Below are 20,272 nucleotides of genomic sequence, written 5' to 3'. Positions count from 1 at the left end.
TACTACCGGACCCGGTTGGGGTTTTCGCTCACAAATGCGTCCCAACCGCCTTTCTTAGCTTTTTTGGAACCGCCGGAAGCCACCGAAGCCGGTGAATTGGCATGGTACTGATGGCAAACAGCGATAGCAATGCCGTCAGTAGCATCCATAAATTCACGACTGAGCTCCATTTTCAGGATCTTTTCGAGCATGTAGGCTACCTGCTCCTTGGAAGCGTTTCCGCTACCGGTCACGGATTGTTTTACTTTCTTGGGAGAATACTCGACGATCGGGATATTACGGGCGAGTGCCGCAGCCATCGCCACCCCCTGCGCGCGGCCGAGTTTGAGCATGGATTGTGCGTTTTTACCGTAAAAAGGGTCTTCAATGGCCATTTCATCAGGCAGGTAATCCTCGATCAGCTGGGTCAGGCGTTCAAAGATTTTCTTCAACTTCAACTCGTGCGTACTATATTTGCTCAAATGAATCACACCATATTGAACCAGCGAAATTTGCTGTCCTTTGACCGATATCACCCCGTAACCCATCACCTGCGTGCCGGGATCGACCCCAATAATGACCTTTTCCGAAACCTCCGTTTTTAACATGGTGCAAGATAAGGAACTCTCCCCTCCAAAGCCAAAAAGCAACCAGGCAAACCTGCTCTGGGCGATCAAGCTCGTGGTGACGGCATTGGTACTGAGTTACATTTACCGCACGTTCCGGAATGAGCAAAAGGGGATTGGCGATATTGGAAGCGTGTTCGGGGAGATATGGACAATGCCGAACGCGCCGGTGCTGGTGCTGATGGTGCTGCTCGTGCCCATCAACTGGGCGCTGGAAAGCCTCAAATGGCAGAAACTCATCTCCCGTATCATACCGCTTTCATTCCGCGACGCCATGCGGGGCACCCTCACGGGCCTGGCTGTGGGCGTGGCCGTGCCTGCGCAACTGGGCGATACGCTCGGACGCGTGGCAGCGCTGAAATCCGACCGCCGGCTGGAAACGATCGGCGCGGCCGTGGTTTCAAACGGAATCCAGTTTTATGTATCGGTACTCGCCGGCGCGTGCGGCTGGGTATATCTGAACAACCAGCTCGATATCCCGCAAACGGCAAGATTGGCCGTGAACACCGTTTTGTTCCTGATCATCTGCCTGGGCCCGGCGTTGGTGCCTTTCAGAAAGCAGATCGATACCTGGGAGCCTTCGGGAAAGGTTTTTGTCAAAATAAAGGAGTACTTAAATGTCATAGGCCGATATACTCCTTCCGAGCTGGCAACCGGTACCGGTTATGGCCTGCTCCGCTACCTTGTATTCCTCAGCCAGTTTGTGCTCGCGTTGTCGCTCTTTCATTTTCAGGTAAGTGCCGGGCAATTGGCGGCGTGTGTCACATTGATTTTTTTAGCCAAAACACTGATTCCGGCAATCAACGTACTGGGCGACCTGGGTTTACGCGAATTTACTGCCCTGGTGGTATTCGCGCCATTCAAGCTACCCGCCGAGCAGGTCATCGCCGCCACGTTTCTGATCTGGATATTAAACGTGCTCGGCCCGATTCTCGTAGGGATATTTCTGATCTGGAAATATAAATGGAAAAAATCCCGATGAGCAGCATGGCATTCATTTCCTGGACCATTACGGCCATCTGGATATTGCTGGGCAGCTACGCGGTATTCACTTTCGCATTGACTTTCCTATGGTCCAGGATCCACAAGCCTGCGACACCCACGGGCATTCCCGCCGACCTTTTTATCACGGTGATCATCCCGGTACGGAATGAGGCCGACAATATCCTCTTCCTGCTCGAAGACCTGGAACGACAAACTTTGCCCGTTAACCATTTCGAGGTTTTGGTCATGGATGACAGTTCCACTGACAATACCGCCGCCATTGTGCGAGCATTTGCCGAAAATTCAAAAGCGCAGGTAAGGCTGATACCCCTACCCGATGTACGCACTTCGGCCCCCAAAAAACGGGCGATCGAAACGGCCGTCGGGCATGCGCAGGGCAAACTGATCGTAACCACCGACGGCGACTGCCGCGCGCAGGCAGGCTGGCTGCACGCGATCGCGTCGTGCTACCTGCACACGGGCGCGAAGCTTATCAGCTCGCCTGTGACATTTACGAACGAAACCAGCCTCACCGACCATTTGCAAACCGTAGAATTCGCAAGCCTGATCGGCAGTGGGGCCGCTTCGATGTCGGCCGGCTATCCGTCGATGTGCAATGGAGCGAACCTTTCCTACGAGAAAGAGACTTTCCTGGAAGTAAGCGGTTACGACGGCGTCCGACACATAGCCTCGGGCGACGACGAGTTTCTGATGCACAAAATCGCCGCCCGGCATCCCGGGTCGGTACATTTTCTCCGCCACCGCGACGCCATCATCCGCACCGCGCCGCACCGTAACTGGGCGAGCTTTTACAGGCAGCGAAAACGGTGGGCCAGCAAATGGAAGCATTATCAAAGTAAAACGCCGCTGATATTGGCCATTTACATATTCGCGAGCAACTTCTCGATACTGCTCGCAGGCGGGCTTGCGTGCGCCGGAGCCATTTCCGCCGCCGCATTTGGAGGTATGCTGGCATTAAAATGCATCCCCGAATGGTTTTTCCTCGGCTCCGTACTCAGTTTTCTGCAAAAAAGAAGGTCGCTCGCATTCATTCCGGCAACCCAGTTGTTCTACCCCCTATACGTTTGCTTTTTCGGGTTGGCAGCTCAGAAAGGCCAGTACGAGTGGAAAGGGAGGAAACTTTCTTAAACCGGACAGGCGCGGCCGGCTAGGCGCGGTTGGCCTGGCATATAAAAAAGCTGCCAGCAAAATGCCGGCAGCTTTAAGTTTCACATAACGCTATATAAGATCAATTCATTCTACTTTTTGAGCACTTTGGAAGAATACTTCCCTTCTTCATTCACCACATTCACAATATACATTCCCTGCGCAAAAGCCTGAACATTAACTTTGATTTCTGTTTGAACGGTCACCGGCATAGCCTGGTAAACCTGTTTTCCTCCTAGTGTGTAGATTTCGATTTTTTTCACCGGCGAGAAACTTCTGACATTCATTTCGTCCTGGGTAGGGTTCGGGAAGAAATCCACGGCCAACCGGGCGTCGCAAGTTCCGGCTTGTATGCTGCGGATTGCGCTGTATTCGAATGTCTCGTCGTTATCTACCTGCTTCAGACGATAATAGTAGCTCTTTACAGGTACAGACTCTGATGAAAATGGTGTGTCGTTGAAACTATATGTGGCCTTGGTGGCGTCGTAATCGATCCGGGCAACAGCACTGTAAGTCTTTGCATCTGACGAGCGTTCGACTTCAAAATGTGAGAAATTTTTGGCCTCGGTTACCTTCCATTTCAGTTCCGCACTGCAATTTACATTTTGTACATTAAAAAATGCTAATGTTACCGGTAAAGCTGTTGAAGGAGGTGGTGAAGTGAAGCAGGTTGTGGTCGATGCCGGGAAGGTAATGTTCAGCACAGTCGATGGGTCGACGGTCACACGGATGGTCGCGCCATCCACGCGCAGCGAGCCGTAACGGTCGCTCGGATCCTCCACCCACTTGCTGTTTTCTTGCTTGTATCCGGGCCACGCAATGCCATTTCCATTAATATCCACCGAAGCACCGGGGAAAAGAAGGCTACCTGTCAGCGGCAAATCGCTATCCTCCTGGATCACTTTTCCTTCCGAATTAATCCATTCAATTTTCGCAGTCTTGCCCGTAGCATCATAATTCGGTGTTACGCTATAATCCAGCCAGGGCGCATTTTTCAAACATTTCGAAGAAGCCGTCGCATCGATTTTCTTTTCAACCGGCTCAGGGATTGAGGGCAGAAATGGCCAGAAATGCACCTCGTCGCTCTTGTGTACAAAACTTTTGGCGATGATCTGCCCGTTGATATTTCCATTATTCTCTTTCACGAGATCAGCCTGCGGAGCGAAAATGGTACCACTGATCTGCGCATTGCCGCCCAACGTAATGCCTTTGGTTGCATCGGGGAAGTTGTAGATCACATAGCTGCCCTGGGAATCGGACAAGCCGCCGAATCCGGGGAAATTAATTTTATTGCTGCCCATCACCCCACAGAACGTAGGGAAATCGACGATGTTGATGATAAGGCCGAAATTGTTGCCGGAAGCGGTTTGTCCCAATTGCGGGCCCTGAGGAATACCTTCAATATTGGAATTTCCGATCTTGTTCCAAACGGCCGCCGATACTGTCAGGACGTTGATTTTGTTGGGGTCAACGATAATCTTAGGGTTGTTACCGATCACATTGGGGTCAAGGTACGGGCCCATCGGCGCAGAGGCCATAATATTGCCGTTCTGATCGCGGATAGGCAGGTTATCCGCCATATCTCTCAGCTGGTTCGACCGTTTAATAAATGTGATGAAAGCGCCATCGATATCGATCTGATTTGCACCGGTCCCGAAGACATTTTCACAAACCGGGTTCACGGATTCGCTTACGCTTGGCGACCAGGTATTGATATTCGCATTGATCGTGATATTCGGGGTCTCCCAGTATTGTTTGTTATTTTCGGTGATGCGGATCGTGGAAGCTGCATTGTTGTTATCCTTGTACCAAACTTTGAGGCTCGTGCCTGAGCCGTCCGAAGGATTACAGTTTCCGATCTTCACATAGTTGTCGCCATTCACCGTCAGGCTTCCGCTATTGAGTTTCACCGCCCCGCGAACCGCCAGGCCGATCGATGCATTATTGACGAAAAGTACTCCGTGTTGCTTGTTGAAACTGATCTGGTATTGGTTGGTTGTCACATTTCCGCCGACTGCAATAGGACCTTCGGTTTCGTTGGATTGCAATGTGGCATCACCTTTGACAAATATATTGAATCGCTGAGCCGCAGAAGTAGGGCTTTGAGCGGATACCTGGCTTACATTTAAGGAGAGGAGCGCTAATAGACTTATGAGGAAAGGTCTGACGAACATATTGTTGAGTTTTTATTTTCTTGCTCAACGAAATTAGACCGCCTGCTTCGATCCATTATTCTTTTTGTGACCAGTCCGGGTGACTTTGGGGTGATTTCTATGTTTTCGGGGGTGACAACTTCTCAAAAAATTGCACTAATCGAAGATAGCGCACACTCTATAACAAAGTAGTATTAATTACATGCAGCTACTTTTAACCCATTCAGAGTCGTACTATTTTTACACAAATACCTCAAAATCGCTCATTACTTCTAGAATTTTCTGCTCTAAGAACTGTAAAATGTTCGATTCCTGCCCTTTAATCCCATTCTAACAACTATAACATTTCCTAGACACTCTTCAACTCCGAAAATGAAAAAGGCCGGATTGATACCCGGCCTGTCTAATTATTTGTAAGCTATTCGAATTCCCTATTTGTAGCTCGACCGCTTCTTCAATTCCCTTAATTCGTTTTGCATTTCCTGCAACATCCGCATGAGTTGCTGCATGTCGGTCTGCGGCTCGGGCAAAGCCTTACTGTGGAAGCTGTAATACTCCCAAAGTTCAATCACCTCACCAATCGGCACGGTATAGGCAAAATACTGTGTGTTGAACGATTGCAGCAGCATGGTACCCGCCTCCTGATTGATCGTCACCTGTTTGAACACAAAGTCCTGATCGCCCTTCAAAATCACAATGCAGGGTGTCTCGGGCTTAACAGTCGTCCAATCCTGGACATATCTCGTGATAATATCCGCGCCTTCGGGCACTGGGAGCATCGAATCACCGACCGTCGGGAACATCCTGAACGTCCCGTTTTTGGGCACGGTAGGCAGGTTGAAACGGGGCAATGAAGCGAGGAACTCCGGATCGGCATACCCCGAGCGGTAACCCGCCCGCGCCTGCACCGGCACATATTCGATATTTTCCTTGTCTTCCTTGTCAACTGTGATGGCCAACACGCGGATCTGGCTGCCTTTCATAAACAACTCGCTCCCCTCTTCCAGGTCTTTCAGTTTCTGATCGGAAAGCTTGCCCAAGTCTATTTTCAGGAGGCTATCGATGCTCATCCGGAAATACTCCGAGAAATTGATCAGGTCGTCGACAGTCGGGTTCGCCGTCCGGCCGCTTTCGATCGCGTTAAGCTTCACCCTGCTGATCCCGAGCTTTTCCGCCAGCGCTTCCTGGCTCAATTTCTGACGCAAACGAAGGAACTTGATATTAACCGACCAGAATGTATCCTGCGCACCCATGAGTTGATATTTTTAAAATCAGACATAAGATATTATCAATATCAAAAGTAGCAGCAATTTTTATTTTTCCTACAAAAAAGTAAACAATTTATTTTGTTTAACTATTTTTGAAAAACATTAAACAAAAAGTCATGTCTACCTATTCGATTCGGGATCTGGAACGCATTACCAGCACCAGGGCGCACACAATCCGCATCTGGGAGCAGCGTTACGGCCTGCTCGAACCGGAACGGACAGACACCAATATCCGGTTTTACAACGACGATCACGTCAAAAAACTCCTCAACGTCTGCACGTTACTGAACCGGGGCATGAAAATCTCGCGTATCAGCCAGCTGAGTAACACCGAAATACGTGAGGAGATTGACCGCATTATTGCAGAGTCGTTGCAGACCGACCAGCATATAGAAGCGTGGGTCAACCGGGCGGTAAGCGCCATTGCGACCTACGATGCACCTGCATTTCATCAATTGTTCGCCGATGCCCTGCAACGGCTGGGGATGGTTGCCACCTATGAAAAGGTCCTTTACCCGCTACTCGTGCGGACGGGGCTGATGTGGACCAAAGATGCGTTGCTACCAGCCCAGGAGCATTTTTTATCGAACCTGATCCGGCAAAAACTGTTTACCGCCATCGACGCGCTGCCTATGCCGGAACCCGGCAACCAAAAATGGCTGCTTTTCCTGCATGAAGGTGAGGAACACGAAATCGGGCTGCTATTTGCGTATTACCTGCTCCTGCGTGCGGGCCAGCGCGCGGTGTACCTGGGCGCACGCGTGCCTTATACCGACCTCCAATCCGTGGCAAACGACATTGCGCCGACGCATATCTATACTTTTTTCGTGGGTAACCAGCCCGAAAACCTCGCGCCGGAACTGCTCGGCCAGCTTGCACAGGACTTTCCGCATTGCCGGATCTGCTTTTCAGGCGGTGTCGAAGGTCCCGAAAACGAACCACGCGTGAGCCATATTGAATCCATTGAAGAACTGCTTGAAACGATCGGAACAGATGCTGCACATACCAACCCGTAACGGGGCGCGCAAAAACATCGGCGTGATCGGCGCTGGCTTTGCAGGGATGGCCGCAGGCGCCATTCTCGCCAAGGAGGGCCATAACGTGACGGTTTTGGAGAAAAACGACACCATCGGCGGCCGGGCGCGGACATTCTCCGAAATGGGTTTCACTTTCGATATGGGGCCGAGCTGGTACTGGATGCCGGATGTGTACCAACGCTTTTTCGGACGATTCGGACGGAGCGTCGCAGATTTGTACCAGCTCCAACAGCTCGACCCGGGCTTTGCGGTTGTTTTTGCCGACAATGCCGCCGTCGATATTCCGGCCGATTTCGAAGAATTGTGCCACTTATTCGAGCAGATAGAAACCGGTGCAGGGGACAAACTCCGGCGTTTTATCGCCGATGGGGAGTTCAAATACCGTGTCGGAATGGACGATATGGTGTACAAGCCCGGCCATTCGATTACCGAGTTTATCAGCTTGCGGCTCTTCGGACAGGCATTGCGCTTGCAGCTTTTCAGCTCGTTCAGCAAACATGCACGCCGGTTTTTTAAAGACCCTAAACTGCTCGCGCTGATCGAGTTTCCGGTGCTCTTCCTGGGAGCGATGCCCAAAGACACGCCCGCATTGTACAGCCTGATGAATTACTCTGGCCTCAAACAGGGCACTTTTTACCCGATGGGCGGATTCGGAAAGGTGGCAGATACATTTCGCGACATCGCCCGGCAGGAGGGCGTGCAGTTCCGCACGTCCGAGGCAGTCGAAAAACTGGAAACTTCGAATGGGCGCGTCCGGCATATTCATACCGTCAGCCGGTCGATGCCAGCTGACGCGGTAATTGGCAGTGCCGACTACCGGCACATCGAACACGCTTTACTTTCCCCGCCGGACCGCCATTACCAGGACAGCTATTGGGCCGAACGCACCTTTGCACCTTCCTGCCTGCTGTTTTACATCGGCGTCAACAAGCGCATTACCCGGCTGCGGCATCATAACCTGTTCTTCGACCAGGATTTCGGATTGCATGCCGAGGAAATTTACCAACGCAAAATGTGGCCTACCGCCCCGCTGTTCTACGTCTGCTGCCCGTCGGTGACCGATCCGTCGGTAGCGCCCGAAGGTCATGAGAATCTGTTCATCCTCATGCCCATTGCCACCAACCTGCCCGATCCCGAACCGATCCGTGAACATTATTACCAGTTGCTGATGGACCGGCTCGAAAAATTCGCCGGCGAAACCATTCGCGACCATGTGGTTTTGAAGCGAAGCTATTGTGTTTCGGATTTTAAAAACGATTACAACGCTTGCCAGGGCAATGCCTACGGACTGGCCAACACCCTGCGGCAGACCGCGGTTTTGAAGCCCAAACTGAAAAGCCCGAAAGTCCATAACCTGTTTTTCGCCGGTCAGCTTACCGTCCCCGGCCCTGGCGTGCCCCCCGCGATCATATCCGGCACCATTGCCGCCCATGAAGTTCTCAAATACCTAAACAGCTAGTTTATGAAGAGCCTTTTTGACGAATTGTCGGCCTCGTGCAGCAAGAAAACCACGCAGCTATACAGCACCTCGTTTTCACTGGGTATTTATTTCCTGAAACCTGTGTTGCACAGGTCCATCTATGGAATTTACGGGTTTGTGAGGCTCGCCGACGAGATCGTGGACAGCTTTCAGGGGTACGACCAGGAGGTAATGATGGCGCGTATCCGTAAGGAAACGCAGGAGGCCATTCGCGAGCGGATCAGCATTAACCCCATCCTGAACAGTTTCCAGCACGTAGTACACACCTATCAGATCGAATGGGAGCTTATCGATACGTTTTTAAAAAGCATGGAAACGGATTTGCTCCAAAAAGAACACACGCAGGACTCCTACCAGGAATATATACTGGGCTCGGCGGAGGTGGTAGGGCTGATGTGCCTGCGTGTTTTTTCAGAAAACGATAGCGCATTATATGACTCCTTGAAACCCTATGCCATGAAACTCGGCGCGGCTTTTCAGAAAGTGAATTTTCTGCGCGACCTGAAAGCCGACTACCAGACGCTGGGCCGCACCTATTTTCCGGGTGTGAATTTCAATTTGTTCTCTTACGCCGACAAGGCACAAATTCAGCAGGAAATCGAGGCAGATTTCGAGGAGGCGCTCGTGGGTATCCGCCGCCTGCCTGCCAGCTCGCGCAGAGGCGTTTACCTGGCCTATTATTATTACAAAAAATTGTTTTTGAGGATCAAGGAAACGCCGCCGGAGAAAGTGATGAATGCGAGGATCCGGATCCCCGACATTGACAAGTTCGGATTGATGTTTCGGTCGTTACTAAGGCACCAGTTTGATCTTTTGTGACGTTTTTGTGTTGTAAGGGGAGAATATCCCCACAATACAAAACCTGAAACCCACCATCCTATGAACGACCAAGTTGTGCTTGTAACGGAAAACGACGAAGCCATTGGCCTGATGCCCAAGCTGGAAGCCCACGAAAAAGGCGTGCTGCACCGCGCATTTTCGGTGTTTATTTTTAATACAAAAGACGAAATGCTGCTGCAAAGGCGGGCATTCGGGAAGTACCATTCGGAAGGCCTGTGGTCAAACACCTGTTGCAGCCACCCGCTCCCGGGCGAGCCCGTGCACGACGGGGCCATGCGGCGCCTACGCGAGGAAATGGGCATCGAAACCGACCTGGAATTCCTTTATACATTTCAATACCGCGCCGATCTGGAAAATGGTCTGACTGAGAATGAGCTGGACCATGTATTTTATGGTGTTACGGATGCCGTCCCGGCCATCGATCCCGCAGAAGCCAGCGACTACAAATACCTGACAGTACCCGAAATACAAGCCGATATCGCGCAAAACCCGCATGCCTACACCGAATGGTTCAAGATATGCATGCCGGTAATAGCCCGCAGGATCGGCCATTGATCCACCCAAGAATCCTAAATACCAGCCTGATGCCACATTGGACGCTCAACTTGTTGATTACCCTGGCCGCATTCGTGGCAATGGAATGTGTGGCCTGGCTGGCCCATAAATACCTGATGCACGGACTGTTGTGGTCGCTACATCACGACCATCACCAGCGCGACGACGGTGATTTTTTCGAGAAAAACGACTACTTCTTCGCGATTTTCGCGACACCCGGCATTGCCTGTCTGTGGCTAGGTCTCGATGCAGGGTTCAACCACCTTTTCTGGATCGGGCTGGGCATTACCATTTACGGGTTCACCTATTTCCTGGTGCACGATGTATTTATCCACCAGCGCTTCCGAGTTTTCAGGAATACCGATTCCGTTTATTTGAAGGCCATCCGCCGCGCGCACAAGATGCACCACAAGCACCTTGGCAAGCATGGCGGCGAATGCTTCGGGATGCTCTGGGTGCCACTGAAATATTTCCGTGAAGCGCAAAAAGCTGGCGCCAGATGAAGCTGCTCTACCTGCTGGTCGACCTGGGCGCTATTTCGGTACCGCTCATCGCCTCATTTCATCCCAAAATCCGGCTGTACAGGCATTGGAAAGCGCTATGGCTGGCGATATTGCTCTCGGCAGTACCATTCATTATTTGGGACAGTTATTTTACGCAAATCGGCGTTTGGGGATTTACGCCTGCATATCTCACCGGCTTCGGGCTGTTCGGCTTGCCCATCGAGGAGGTCCTGTTCTTCATCTGCATTCCTTATGCCTGCATGTTCACCTATTTCTGTTTCAGGCAGTGGAAAGGGCAGTTGCATTTGAGGTCGGAGCAGATGGTTACCTGGGTTTTCATTGGTCTTTGTCTGCTGCTCGGCCTTGTGGGCGCGGGCCGTTATTACACATCCTCTGCCATGAGCTGGCTGGCGATTTTTCTTATCTATTTAAAGTGGCAGGCCAAACCTAAATGGCTTGGTTTGTTCTACTACTCGCACCAATTTCTGCTGATACCGTTCTTCATCGTGAACGGCATTCTCACCGGTACCGGGCCTGAAAAACCGGTTGTCTGGTATAATAATGCGGAAAACCTGGGGGTACGCATTTTCACTATTCCCATCGAGGATATTTTTTACGGCATGTTACTGCTGCTGCTCAATGCTTTTTTGTTCGAATACTTTCTCCAAAAAGCCGAAAAAAAGCAATCCTTAAAACACCTCTCCGTGCGTGAGTGCAACCAGCTTTGAAGTAAGCCACGGGGATTTGTCCAGCGCTTTCAAAGCCAAATCGGTCGTTCGGCTTTTGCCGAAAAGCTTTTGCAAATGATATCCCGCCCTGATTCGTGTTCCGAATGCAGCATTCCAGGCGCGATGATAATTTTGCAGAGCGGATTCATGCGTTTGTTTTCCATTAAAAAGCAGCAATACCTGCTCCGCCAGCAGCTTGGAAGCGCGCATTCCCATGCTCATACCATTGCCGCAAAGCGGTGTAATGGAACCTGCCGCATCACCGAGCAGGAAAATGCCATTTGAATTGGTTTGCTTTTTATTGAATTGAACGTTGCTGATCACCAACGGCTGCGCATTTACAAACCAGGCATTTTGAAAGTAGCTTTTCAGGAAGGGATTTTGGAATAACACCGCTTCTTCCATTTGCTTTACATCCTTTCCATTTTCCAAAAGATTTCGCGCGGTAGTGAGGTAACACAGGCAGCGCCAACCGTTATCGACAGTTGAAATACCACAATAGCCGTCTCGAAAATTGTGCAGTTCAATTCGATTGGCCGGGAAATCGGTTTGAATATGATACTTGACCCCGATATAATTCTGGTTATCGGCCTGGGACGCATTGGTTTCCTGTGAGTGAACAAATTGCGGTGTATATTTGCCGTAGCTTCCGCAGACAACTTTGGATGTAAAACCACCCGCGGTGGTATGGATCTGAAAACCGTCCGCAGGATTTCCCTGCACGTCCGTCACGCGGCATTCCTGCACCACGCGCACACCCTTGCGCGAGGCTATTTCGAAAAGAGAATTATCCAGGCTGTACCGGCTAATGCCGAAACCACCCATTCCGAGGTTGTGATTCAATAGGAATCCGCGGTCAGAACTAATGCCCAGGCTATCTATTTTGGGCAATGCGAGATCAGCAAGCGGCACACCCAGACTTTCCAGAAAAGGCCAGCTTTCCATCGAAATATATTCCCCGCAAACCTTGTGAAACGGATATCTTCCCTTCTCGAATACCGCCACCGAAACACCACGATCGGCCAATTGAATAGCCAGACAAAGTCCCGCCAGCCCGCCGCCGATGATCGCACATTCGAAATGTTCAGTCCGCGTTTCCATACACAATCACTTCATGTCGGAACGCCCATTTGTTACGTACAGAAAATCGAGTGGCGCCCGATCGTTGCAGTATTTCCAGCCATTCTTTCTTCTTAAAACCCCTTAAAACAGAAAGCGGCGCGTCGTTTTTCACAAGGTATGATTTTGAAAACAGGCGCGTCAGCCATTTGATCGAATAATGGGCCAACGGGTTTCTTTCCAGATCATTGATAACCAGAATGGCCCTGTTGCTTAATGCAAACTGCACCAGTTCTTGAAGATCCTCATTGGTAAGATGGTGACAAAAAAGGCAGGCGTGGATGATATCGACCTGGTGTAAATGCTTGTAAGTGTTGCGATAATCATCGCAAATGAGCGTCACGCCGCTGTTTTGGAGGTTTTCTTCGGCATAGGCAATGCAATCGGATTTGAGATCGACGCCGTAGAGGTCGAGCGTGAAGCCTGCCTTCCGGTTCCATTGAGCAATGCGTTTGAGGGTATCGCCGCCCCCGCAACCAATATCGACGAGCGTGTAAGACCTGCCTTTTTGCAGCACACGTTTCAATGCAGCGAATGAAATGTCGTACCCACCCAGCCAGTGGTTGATAAAATCCAGCTCGCGTAGATTTTGAAAAAGATCTGCCGTAGGGATATCGTCCCGGTCGAGCAGCTCTTTCTGCAAGCTCCTATGCCTGAACATACCGCAACTGCATGGTTTCGATGCTAAGCCCCGGACCAAATGCAGCGGCGAAAATGCGGTTACCCAAATGCTCGGGCTTCGCTGCTTCAAGCACTTCTTTCAGGACAAACAGCACCGTCGGCGACGACATATTTCCATAGTTTTTAAGCACATTGTAGGTAGGGCCGAGCAGACATTTGTCCAACTCCAACGCCGTCCCAAAATCGTCTACAATGCGTTTTCCGCCCGGATGCACCGCCCAATGCCGGTACTCTTCCGGTTTCAGGTCCACTGATTTAAGCATAGGACCGATATGCTCGCGGATCAGATCGGGCACATACGATGAAAGGTTCATGATAAAACCCGTCTCCGAGAGCTGCCAGGCCATATCCGAATAGCCATTATGCAGCACCATCGAATTGAAGCCATCGATCTTCACCGGATGCAGATAGCGATCGTCCGGCAGCGATGATACCAGCAATGCCGCCGCACCATCCCCGAAAATCATATTCGAAAGCAGGTAATCGTCATTATACCGCTTCTGAAAATGGATCGTACAAAGCTCCGTACACACCACCAGTACTTTCGCATTTACATGACTTTTACAAATGGCGTCCGCGTTTTTCAGTGCTAAAATCGCCGCGTTGCAACCCATAAAATTAACGCTGCTCCGTTGAATCGAAGGGTTTAGCTTCAATTCACGCATAAGCTCGACATCCAACCCAGGTGCAAATAGCCCTGTGCAGGTGACGGTGATCAAATGGGTAATACCCGTTTTAATATTTTCAAAATCGTGAATTTGCTCTATTGCCTTCTTTGAAAGTGCAGTCGCGTGTTTCTGGTAAAGCTGCATGCGGTCCGAAAGCGTCGGCTCCGGCATTAATGCGGCATTCCGGTTGAAAAAGTTGAAATCTTCGGGGTTCTTATCAAAATCGGGAATGACGGAGTATCGCTTTTCAATGCCGGTTTTAGCGGCTACGATCTTTATTTTCCGGCGGGTATTCAGGTCGTCGGTCGATCGCAGGTAGAAATCGGTGAGCGTTTCCTGTGCATAACCATATTCGGGAACGGCTGTTTCAATAGAGGATAGATAACTCAATGGAATTCTGTTGATAATAATTAAAACGATGAAACAACTATTCATGCAAATCGCCGCTATCCAGTTCATCCGCATGGTATTCCGAAAATTGGCCTGCCGATAGTCCTTCCAAACGAGCGAAAACCAAATTCCGAACCAGATCACGATAGGAATGAAAAACACCTGGACAATGTAAAAAATCATTCCAAGTTCCCTGGTCGTAAAATACAAATAATAAAACACATTGCAGAGCACAAACATGGCCGCCGTAAATGCAAAAGTGCCGATATAGCCCAACTTATAGCTCAGCGTAACCACGCCGTCGCGCAGGTCCTGCTTGTGCTGGTACACCTGCGTGAGCGGATACGCGCCCGCGATCTGGAAAGAACAGCCCAGTAACACGAAGATGTTCGCCGCATCGAGCCGCAACGCGCCACCCGAAATGCCGGCAATCGACATATAGTAGGTAAATGCCCCCTGAAAAATCACCACGGTGAGAAAACCGACTACCGGGTACTTTTTCAGCCTGATTTGCCGCGAACTATACGCCCTGGATGCCCCGATGTAAAGCACGAGACAAAACGCGAACAATGTGTTTACGAAAGTAAGCGCCAGAACGGTTGCGGCAACATCCAAAAAAATTGTGAGGTAAAAGAGGTCGCGCGTGGGCAGCGGCGGTTTTTCGAGCCCGCCGATACTATCCTCGTCGCGGTCGACGTAACTGTTGTAGCCATTACTGGCCGGGTAAACCAGGAAATGGATAATCAGAAAGCTCCATAAGGCTTGCCTGTGCACCACCGTCTCGGCCTGGCTGTAAGCAAACAAGAACAGCGGCGCAAGGAAAAACGAGAACGGGATTCTCAGGAGTTTGATGGTGCTACGGGTGATCGGCATGGGGCCAATTTAGCGAAAAATGAAATAGGACCATGGACCGCCGACCATAGACCGTAGCATAACGCAAAACATGGTCCATAGTCGATCGTCCATGGTCGTATGGCAGACCGTCACCCTTCCCCGCGGGTCGTAATGCGCAGCTGATGCGTGTTAAACACCTGCGAGTTGGGCGCTACGCTTTTGGTGAGGAAAACACTGCCGCCGATCACGCTGTTTTCGCCGATAACAGTGTCGCCTCCCAGGATGGTTGTCCGCGCGTAAATAATGACGTTATCGCCTACCGTAGGGTGGCGTTTGGTATTGTAAAGCTCTTTCGCAACCTGCAATGCACCCAACGTGACCCCTTGGTAAATGCTCACATTCTTCCCGATCACCGAGGTAGCACCGATCACAATGCCGGTGCCATGATCGATCATGAACGGCACGCCGATAGTAGCCTCCGGGTGAATATCAACACCTGTTTTACCATGCGCATATTCCGTGAGAATGCGCGGCAGCACGGGAATTTGCAGGACGCTCAGATAATTGGCAATGCGGTAGACCGCGATCGCATAAAAACCGGGGTACGAAACGATCACTTCGTTGACGCTCGTAGCCGCCGGGTCGTATTCGTAGATTTTGCTGGCGTCGAGGCGCAGGTTCTTGTAAATCCCTTCCAGCTCGTCGTAAAAAGAAGCCACTTTTTGCTCGATGGCCACCTTTTTAGGGTCGAGGTAACTGAGCAGGATATTTTCAAGATCGATCTGATTTTTCTTTAAAATACCTTCATAGGAGGTCTTTTTAGGCAAATTATTGCTCGGAAAAAGAAAATGGATCAGGTCGTCGAGCCAGGCTGTGGCATCATGCCAGGAAGGAGTCGCCTCCCACTCGGCATGATGCGTTTTTTTAAGAAGATCGATGAGTGATGATGGCATTGGGGTTGTTTGATGGGCGGATTTGCAAAATGACCGCCGACGACCGACCATTGACCGCCGATCGCCGGGCCGCGACGATGGTGGTCAGTGGTAGTCATTGATTGTCATGGGTAGTCAAGAGCGGTCATTGGTAGTCAGGAGTAGTCGGCGGTCGGTCGTCAATCCTCAGCGGCGCCCGCTCAGCCGGTGCAGCGTTGCCACGAGTACGTCTATCTCCTCACAGGTATTGTAAAACGCGAGAGAAGGGCGCACGGTGGTTTCCAGGCCGAACCGTCTCAGGATAGGCTGTGCGCAGTGGTGGCCCGAGCGTACGGCGATGCCTTCCTTGTTGAGCGCCGCACCTACCTCCTCGGTTTTATAACCATCCAGAACAAACGACAGCACTGAAGCTTTTTCCTTCGCAGTACCGATCAGCCGCAAGCCCGGCACATTTTTCATCAAACCGGTCGCATATTCGAGCAGGAAATGTTCGTACTGATGGATATTCTCGATACCGAGCTGGTTTACATAATCCAATGCCGCACCGAGGCCTACCGCATCGGCGATGTTGCCCGTACCCGCCTCGAAGCGCGAAGGCGCATTATGGTACTGAATGTGTTCGAATGTCACGTCCACAATCATATTACCCCCACCCTGCCACGGTTGCGTCGCATTCAGGATGTCCTCTTTTCCGTACAATGCGCCGATTCCCGTCGGGCCGAAAACTTTGTGACCGGAGAATACAAACCAGTCGCAATTGAGACCTGTCACGTCCGTCCGAAGGTGCGAAACGGATTGCGCGCCGTCGAGCAGCACTTTCGCTCCCACGGAATGCGCCATTTCGATGATCTGCTTCGCGGGAGTTACGGTCCCCAATGCATTCGAAACCTGTGTAAAGGACACGAGTTTGGTTTTCGGGCTCAACAATCCGGCGTAGGCGTCGAGCAAAATCTGGCCGTCGTCGTCCACGGGGATCACACGTAGTACCAAGCCTTTTTTATCCGCTAATTGCTTCCAGGGTACGATGTTCGCGTGGTGTTCGAGGTGACTTACGATGATTTCATCGCCCGCATTCAGGTTTTGGTCGCCCCAGGTTTTAGCTACGAGGTTAATCGCCTCGGTAGTACCCCGTACAAACACGATCTCATTGACCGACCTCGCATTCACAAATGCCCGTACCTTCTCACGTGCGCCCTCGTAGGCGTCCGTGGCGCGGGCGGCGAGCTCGTGCGCGGCGCGGTGAATGTTGGAATTTTCGTGTTCGTAGAAATAGCTGATCCGATCGATCACCTGCTTCGGCTTCTGGGTAGTAGCCGCATTATCGAACCAGATCAATGGCTTGCCATTCACGCGCTCCTTGAATATGGGGAAGTCGCTGCGAACGCGGTTTATATCAAAAGGTATCTTGCCGATCGGGCTCTGCACGGAGCGGCCGAGCTGATCACGATCGTTGCCGACGTGAATATTTCCGAATGAAAACGGCGAAAAGCTGTGCGACAAAAAATTGGCAGCGCCGGGAACATGCGGTTTTTCCGTGAAATTTTCATTCAGAAAATAATAGGACGGCAGCGATGGTGCAGCACCCGCGTATGGCAAATGCGCTGAACTGCCGAAATTCGGAAGCCGGTTGAACACGTCTGTCAAATCATGCTGGTGATCCTGATAAGGAAATGCCGGGTTCGTAGTGCCTGCGGGCGACTGACCGGCTGGTACCTGGCCGGCCGGCACCTGGCTGGCCGGCGAAATGCCTACACCCGCCGCCGACGGCGGGACGTGGCCATCCGTAAAATGCGGATCGGGCAGGCTCGTTTGCGGCTCGCTCACATCGAAATCCTGATGCGATTGCGCATATGCGTTCGATGGCGACTGCCTACCTCCGAACTCCTGCTGAATGATGCCCATCATTTTTTGCGCCCTCGGATGGTCTTCCAGGTTCGGCGAGAAAACGGGAGACGGCATTTCGCCCGGTAATGCCTTGAAAAGCTCGTTGGCGAGCCGCTCCAGAGCATGGGCGTCGGGCAAATTGCCCGAAGAACCGCCTGAGAAATCACTTGGGATGCCGTCTGGCAGACCAATCGGCTGGCCGTCAATATTTGTATTCATGGTAGTTACCGATTTCTACATCCTCCAAAACGGCAATCGCGTCGTCTACCAGCACGGCTAGCGAACAATATAGCGATACCAGGTACGAGGCGATGGCCTTGTCGTTGATGCCCATAAAACGGACAGAAAGCCCCGGCGACTGCTCACCCGGCAAACCCGGTTGATACAATCCTACTACGCCCTGACGGCTTTCACCCGTGCGGAGCAAAAGGATCTTCGTTTTGCCGTTTTCGATAGGCACTTTATCGGAGGGAATCAGTGGAATGCCCCGCCATGTAATGAACTGGGAGCCGAAAAGCGAGATCGTCGGAGGTGGAACGCCCTTGCGCGTACACTCGCGGCCGAACGCGGCAATGGCTTTCGGGTGCAACAGGAAGAACCCGGGCTCTTTCCAAACTTTGGTAAGCAACTCATCCAAATCGTCCGGCGTCGGTGGGCCCAGGCGCGTTGAGATCTTCTGCTTGTCGGCAATGCTCGAAAGCAGGCCATATTCACCATTATTGATCAGCTCGCTTTCCTGGCGCTCTTTAATGCTTTCGATCGTCAGGCGCAGCTGCTCGCTGATCTGGTTATAAGGCTTGCTGTACAAATCCGACACGCGGGTATGCACGTCGAGCACCGTATTCACGGCCGTCAGGTTGTATTCGCGCGGGTTCTCAACGTAGTCGATAAAAGTATGGGGCAACTCGCGTTCGTCGCGACGGGAGCAATCTACTTCCGCGGTGCTGCCTTCTTTTACCTTGTTCAGGCGGTAAACGCCGGACTCTACGGGAATCCAGTTCAGCAAATGCGTCAGCCAGCGCGGTGTGATGGCCTCGAACTGAGGCACCGTACGGGTTGCGATCGCTAACTGCCGTGCTGCCACGTCACCGAGCGCAGTTTGATTTTGGTTTAACTTGGCCATTCTGTATTTGATTATTAATGAGAAACGAGCTGCATTGCGCCACCGGGTATTGCCAGAGCGCGGCCGGATTAACGATCACAAACATACGTGAACTATAAATCAGGCATTTAAAGAACCCCATAACCTGCCACCAGCCGTTTGCCACCTCATTTCTCAAACCGGCCAGCCTCCATAGATTATACCAAGATACTGTTTTCATTCATCAAACACCAGAAATAATATGCTCAAAAACCACTTGACTACCGACTAAAATTTGGCTCATTCTCCTATCGTTTTTATAGAATTCGTGGATTGATCGATTCGAAAGCTTACCACTAAAAATATTCTATATAAATTCCATAGGCTTTATATTATATTAACTTTTTTGCTAGCTTTGGACTTCTCATTCTATCATTTTATTATGCAAGCGGGCAATCTGATCGATATTTACAAGAACGAAACCATCGCGACGGAGGCATTCAAGGATTTCAGGTTACGGCGTGGGATCACCTGCAAGAAATGCGGCGGCACCCATCATTATTGGCTCGCGCCGAAGCAGCAGTTTCAATGCAAGCAATGCCGGTTCCGCACGACGTTACAGAGCGGCACCGTGCTCGAAGGCAGCAAGCTCCCGATCTCCTACTTTTTTATCGCCGTATACATGATCCTCAAAAAAGGCAACACGTTCACCATCCAGGATTTCCAGGAAGAAACCGGCCATAAATACTATGAACCACTTTACGACTTCATCCGGAAAGTGCGGACGTATCTAAACGCCAATGACCCGAACACTGTCCTCATTGATCTGGTGGAATTATTCAACTACCATCTGCTCAGCCGGAAGTTTCAGGAGCGGGCAGTGCATGATTAGTTCAACTAAAAGTTCACTATAACTAGCTCACCGAATTTGATTTCTCCTCCTTTCAACTTTGCATATGCGCGGTAGCGAAGTTTGTGTGTCTCTATTGGGAATTCGATATTTACTACCTTTTCATTCGAATGCAGTTTTGCGGGTAAGTCAAAAACAACTTTCGGATCCATTGCGTATAAGAGACTATCCTTAACGTCATCGTCAAACGAGTAAGCAGTTCCGTATTCTTCAATTCCTACTCTGCCCAAAGAATCGAACATAACAACAAAAGTACTAATACCCACAAGCGGCTTCATAAATGACGCGGGGCCGGTCTTTATTATCATCCCTGACCTTGGATACGGGTCACAAGACAAAAGTCCCAGTGAAAGCACTAATGCTGCGGACAAATTAACAAGTCCCGATATTTGTATTTTCATTACTCTCATCCGTTTTTTTACCAAAAAATTAAACAAAGACCAACAGCTCGTT

At 50.8% G+C, this 20,272-nt stretch carries 18 protein-coding genes and 1 pseudogene; 9 read left to right on the top strand and 10 right to left on the bottom strand.

Going from position 1 to position 20,272, the window contains the following annotated elements:
* Nucleotides 1-2: 2 nt before the first annotated feature.
* Nucleotides 3-587 carry a crossover junction endodeoxyribonuclease RuvC gene (gene ruvC, locus J2Y43_RS29375; protein ID WP_309991069.1) on the bottom strand — a complete coding sequence of 195 codons (585 nt, stop codon included), beginning with the start codon at nt 585-587 and terminating at the stop codon, nt 3-5.
* On the opposite strand from ruvC, the gene J2Y43_RS29370 reads away from it, so the two are divergent.
* Both J2Y43_RS29370 and J2Y43_RS29365 read left to right on the top strand, forming a co-directional pair.
* Nucleotides 586-1,587, top strand: a complete 1,002-nt coding sequence (locus tag J2Y43_RS29370) for a lysylphosphatidylglycerol synthase transmembrane domain-containing protein (protein WP_309991067.1) — start codon at nt 586-588, stop codon at nt 1,585-1,587. The genes ruvC and J2Y43_RS29370 overlap by 2 nt on opposite strands.
* Nucleotides 1,569-2,738, top strand: coding sequence for a glycosyltransferase (locus J2Y43_RS29365; RefSeq protein WP_309991065.1), 1,170 nt, complete (start codon nt 1,569-1,571; stop codon nt 2,736-2,738). The genes J2Y43_RS29370 and J2Y43_RS29365 overlap by 19 nt, the downstream gene beginning before the upstream one ends.
* Nucleotides 2,739-2,848: 110 nt before the next feature.
* Here the strand turns inward: J2Y43_RS29365 and J2Y43_RS29360 are convergent, their stop codons facing one another.
* Both J2Y43_RS29360 and J2Y43_RS29355 read right to left on the bottom strand, forming a co-directional pair.
* Nucleotides 2,849-4,930 carry a choice-of-anchor A family protein gene (locus J2Y43_RS29360; RefSeq protein WP_309991063.1) on the bottom strand — a complete coding sequence of 694 codons (2,082 nt, stop codon included), beginning with the start codon at nt 4,928-4,930 and terminating at the stop codon, nt 2,849-2,851.
* Nucleotides 4,931-5,340: 410 nt separating this feature from the next.
* Nucleotides 5,341-6,162: a helix-turn-helix domain-containing protein gene (locus J2Y43_RS29355; protein WP_223405151.1), complete on the bottom strand. Its 822-nt coding sequence runs from the start codon at nt 6,160-6,162 to the stop codon at nt 5,341-5,343.
* Between the two features lie 131 nt (nt 6,163-6,293).
* Between J2Y43_RS29355 and J2Y43_RS29350 the strand changes: the two genes are divergently transcribed.
* From J2Y43_RS29350 to J2Y43_RS29325, 6 genes are read left to right on the top strand one after another with little or no spacing between them, the layout of a single operon-like run.
* Nucleotides 6,294-7,193 (top strand): MerR family transcriptional regulator, encoded by a 900-nt coding sequence (locus tag J2Y43_RS29350; protein WP_309991059.1) that lies wholly within the window; start codon nt 6,294-6,296, stop codon nt 7,191-7,193.
* Nucleotides 7,171-8,673, top strand: a complete 1,503-nt coding sequence (locus J2Y43_RS29345) for a phytoene desaturase family protein (protein WP_309991056.1) — start codon at nt 7,171-7,173, stop codon at nt 8,671-8,673. The genes J2Y43_RS29350 and J2Y43_RS29345 overlap by 23 nt, the downstream gene beginning before the upstream one ends.
* A gap of 3 nt (nt 8,674-8,676) precedes the next feature.
* On the top strand, nt 8,677-9,513 hold the full coding sequence (locus J2Y43_RS29340) for a squalene/phytoene synthase family protein (RefSeq protein ID WP_309991053.1): 837 nt from the start codon (nt 8,677-8,679) through the stop codon (nt 9,511-9,513).
* Between the two features lie 60 nt (nt 9,514-9,573).
* Entirely contained in the window at nt 9,574-10,089 is a 516-nt protein-coding gene (idi, locus tag J2Y43_RS29335; protein WP_309991051.1) for an isopentenyl-diphosphate Delta-isomerase, read from the top strand.
* A 29-nt stretch (nt 10,090-10,118) separates the two neighbouring features.
* A complete protein-coding gene (locus tag J2Y43_RS29330) occupies nt 10,119-10,592 on the top strand; it encodes a sterol desaturase family protein (RefSeq protein WP_309991048.1) in 474 nt (157 codons plus the stop codon).
* Nucleotides 10,589-11,320 carry a lycopene cyclase domain-containing protein gene (locus J2Y43_RS29325; RefSeq protein ID WP_309991045.1) on the top strand — a complete coding sequence of 244 codons (732 nt, stop codon included), beginning with the start codon at nt 10,589-10,591 and terminating at the stop codon, nt 11,318-11,320. Before J2Y43_RS29330 ends, J2Y43_RS29325 begins: the two co-directional genes overlap by 4 nt.
* On the opposite strand, the gene J2Y43_RS29320 is transcribed toward J2Y43_RS29325, so the two are convergent.
* From J2Y43_RS29320 to J2Y43_RS29295, 6 genes are all read right to left on the bottom strand, one after another.
* Nucleotides 11,282-12,421, bottom strand: a complete 1,140-nt coding sequence (locus tag J2Y43_RS29320; protein ID WP_309991042.1) for an NAD(P)/FAD-dependent oxidoreductase — start codon at nt 12,419-12,421, stop codon at nt 11,282-11,284. The two genes, J2Y43_RS29325 and J2Y43_RS29320, sit on opposite strands and share 39 nt — an antisense overlap.
* A complete protein-coding gene (locus tag J2Y43_RS29315; protein WP_309991039.1) occupies nt 12,405-13,100 on the bottom strand; it encodes a methyltransferase domain-containing protein in 696 nt (231 codons plus the stop codon). The genes J2Y43_RS29320 and J2Y43_RS29315 overlap by 17 nt, the downstream gene beginning before the upstream one ends.
* The gene (locus J2Y43_RS29310; protein WP_309991034.1) at nt 13,087-15,051 is read right to left on the bottom strand and encodes a UbiA family prenyltransferase; all 1,965 of its coding nucleotides are present in this window, start codon (nt 15,049-15,051) and stop codon (nt 13,087-13,089) included. Before J2Y43_RS29310 ends, J2Y43_RS29315 begins: the two co-directional genes overlap by 14 nt.
* Before the next feature lie 110 nt (nt 15,052-15,161).
* Nucleotides 15,162-15,965 carry a serine O-acetyltransferase gene (locus J2Y43_RS29305; protein ID WP_309991032.1) on the bottom strand — a complete coding sequence of 268 codons (804 nt, stop codon included), beginning with the start codon at nt 15,963-15,965 and terminating at the stop codon, nt 15,162-15,164.
* Between the two features lie 165 nt (nt 15,966-16,130).
* Nucleotides 16,131-18,047, bottom strand: coding sequence for a family 2A encapsulin nanocompartment cargo protein cysteine desulfurase (locus J2Y43_RS29300; RefSeq protein ID WP_309991029.1), 1,917 nt, complete (start codon nt 18,045-18,047; stop codon nt 16,131-16,133).
* Nucleotides 18,031-18,951, bottom strand: coding sequence for a family 2A encapsulin nanocompartment shell protein (locus tag J2Y43_RS29295; protein ID WP_223405127.1), 921 nt, complete (start codon nt 18,949-18,951; stop codon nt 18,031-18,033). The genes J2Y43_RS29300 and J2Y43_RS29295 overlap by 17 nt, the downstream gene beginning before the upstream one ends.
* A 400-nt stretch (nt 18,952-19,351) precedes the next feature.
* Here J2Y43_RS29295 and J2Y43_RS33670 point away from each other — a divergent pair.
* Nucleotides 19,352-19,565, top strand: a pseudogene (locus J2Y43_RS33670) (transposase); the annotation flags it as partial.
* Nucleotides 19,566-19,806: 241 nt separating this feature from the next.
* Here J2Y43_RS33670 and J2Y43_RS29285 read toward each other — a convergent pair.
* Nucleotides 19,807-20,220 (bottom strand): hypothetical protein, encoded by a 414-nt coding sequence (locus J2Y43_RS29285; protein ID WP_309991023.1) that lies wholly within the window; start codon nt 20,218-20,220, stop codon nt 19,807-19,809.
* Nucleotides 20,221-20,272: the final 52 nt, after the last annotated feature.

Origin of the sequence: Dyadobacter sp. BE31 (assembly GCF_031457695.1) — a bacterium.
In the GTDB taxonomy this organism is placed as follows: Bacteria; Bacteroidota; Bacteroidia; order Cytophagales; family Spirosomataceae; genus Dyadobacter.
The sequence above is the reverse complement of the archived record's forward strand: the minus strand, read 5'-3'. Positions and strand labels throughout refer to the sequence as shown.

Bases quoted from the DNA above. Each gene is read 5' to 3' on its own strand.
- J2Y43_RS29300 (WP_309991029.1), bottom strand. From the start codon at position 18,047: ATGAATACAAATATTGACGGCCAGCCGATTGGTCTGCCAGACGGCATC.
- J2Y43_RS29355 (WP_223405151.1), bottom strand. From the start codon at position 6,162: ATGGGTGCGCAGGATACATTCTGGTCGGTTAATATCAAGTTCCTTCGT.
- idi (WP_309991051.1), top strand. From the start codon at position 9,574: ATGAACGACCAAGTTGTGCTTGTAACGGAAAACGACGAAGCCATTGGC.
- J2Y43_RS29310 (WP_309991034.1), bottom strand. From the start codon at position 15,051: ATGCCGATCACCCGTAGCACCATCAAACTCCTGAGAATCCCGTTCTCG.
- J2Y43_RS29360 (WP_309991063.1), bottom strand. From the start codon at position 4,930: ATGTTCGTCAGACCTTTCCTCATAAGTCTATTAGCGCTCCTCTCCTTA.
- J2Y43_RS29365 (WP_309991065.1), top strand. From the start codon at position 1,569: ATGGAAAAAATCCCGATGAGCAGCATGGCATTCATTTCCTGGACCATT.
- J2Y43_RS29320 (WP_309991042.1), bottom strand. From the start codon at position 12,421: ATGGAAACGCGGACTGAACATTTCGAATGTGCGATCATCGGCGGCGGG.
- ruvC (WP_309991069.1), bottom strand. From the start codon at position 587: ATGTTAAAAACGGAGGTTTCGGAAAAGGTCATTATTGGGGTCGATCCC.
- J2Y43_RS29285 (WP_309991023.1), bottom strand. From the start codon at position 20,220: ATGAAAATACAAATATCGGGACTTGTTAATTTGTCCGCAGCATTAGTG.
- J2Y43_RS29325 (WP_309991045.1), top strand. From the start codon at position 10,589: ATGAAGCTGCTCTACCTGCTGGTCGACCTGGGCGCTATTTCGGTACCG.
- J2Y43_RS29345 (WP_309991056.1), top strand. From the start codon at position 7,171: ATGCTGCACATACCAACCCGTAACGGGGCGCGCAAAAACATCGGCGTG.
- J2Y43_RS29340 (WP_309991053.1), top strand. From the start codon at position 8,677: ATGAAGAGCCTTTTTGACGAATTGTCGGCCTCGTGCAGCAAGAAAACC.
- J2Y43_RS29370 (WP_309991067.1), top strand. From the start codon at position 586: ATGGTGCAAGATAAGGAACTCTCCCCTCCAAAGCCAAAAAGCAACCAG.
- J2Y43_RS29330 (WP_309991048.1), top strand. From the start codon at position 10,119: ATGCCACATTGGACGCTCAACTTGTTGATTACCCTGGCCGCATTCGTG.
- J2Y43_RS29295 (WP_223405127.1), bottom strand. From the start codon at position 18,951: ATGGCCAAGTTAAACCAAAATCAAACTGCGCTCGGTGACGTGGCAGCA.
- J2Y43_RS29350 (WP_309991059.1), top strand. From the start codon at position 6,294: ATGTCTACCTATTCGATTCGGGATCTGGAACGCATTACCAGCACCAGG.
- J2Y43_RS29305 (WP_309991032.1), bottom strand. From the start codon at position 15,965: ATGCCATCATCACTCATCGATCTTCTTAAAAAAACGCATCATGCCGAG.
- J2Y43_RS29315 (WP_309991039.1), bottom strand. From the start codon at position 13,100: ATGTTCAGGCATAGGAGCTTGCAGAAAGAGCTGCTCGACCGGGACGAT.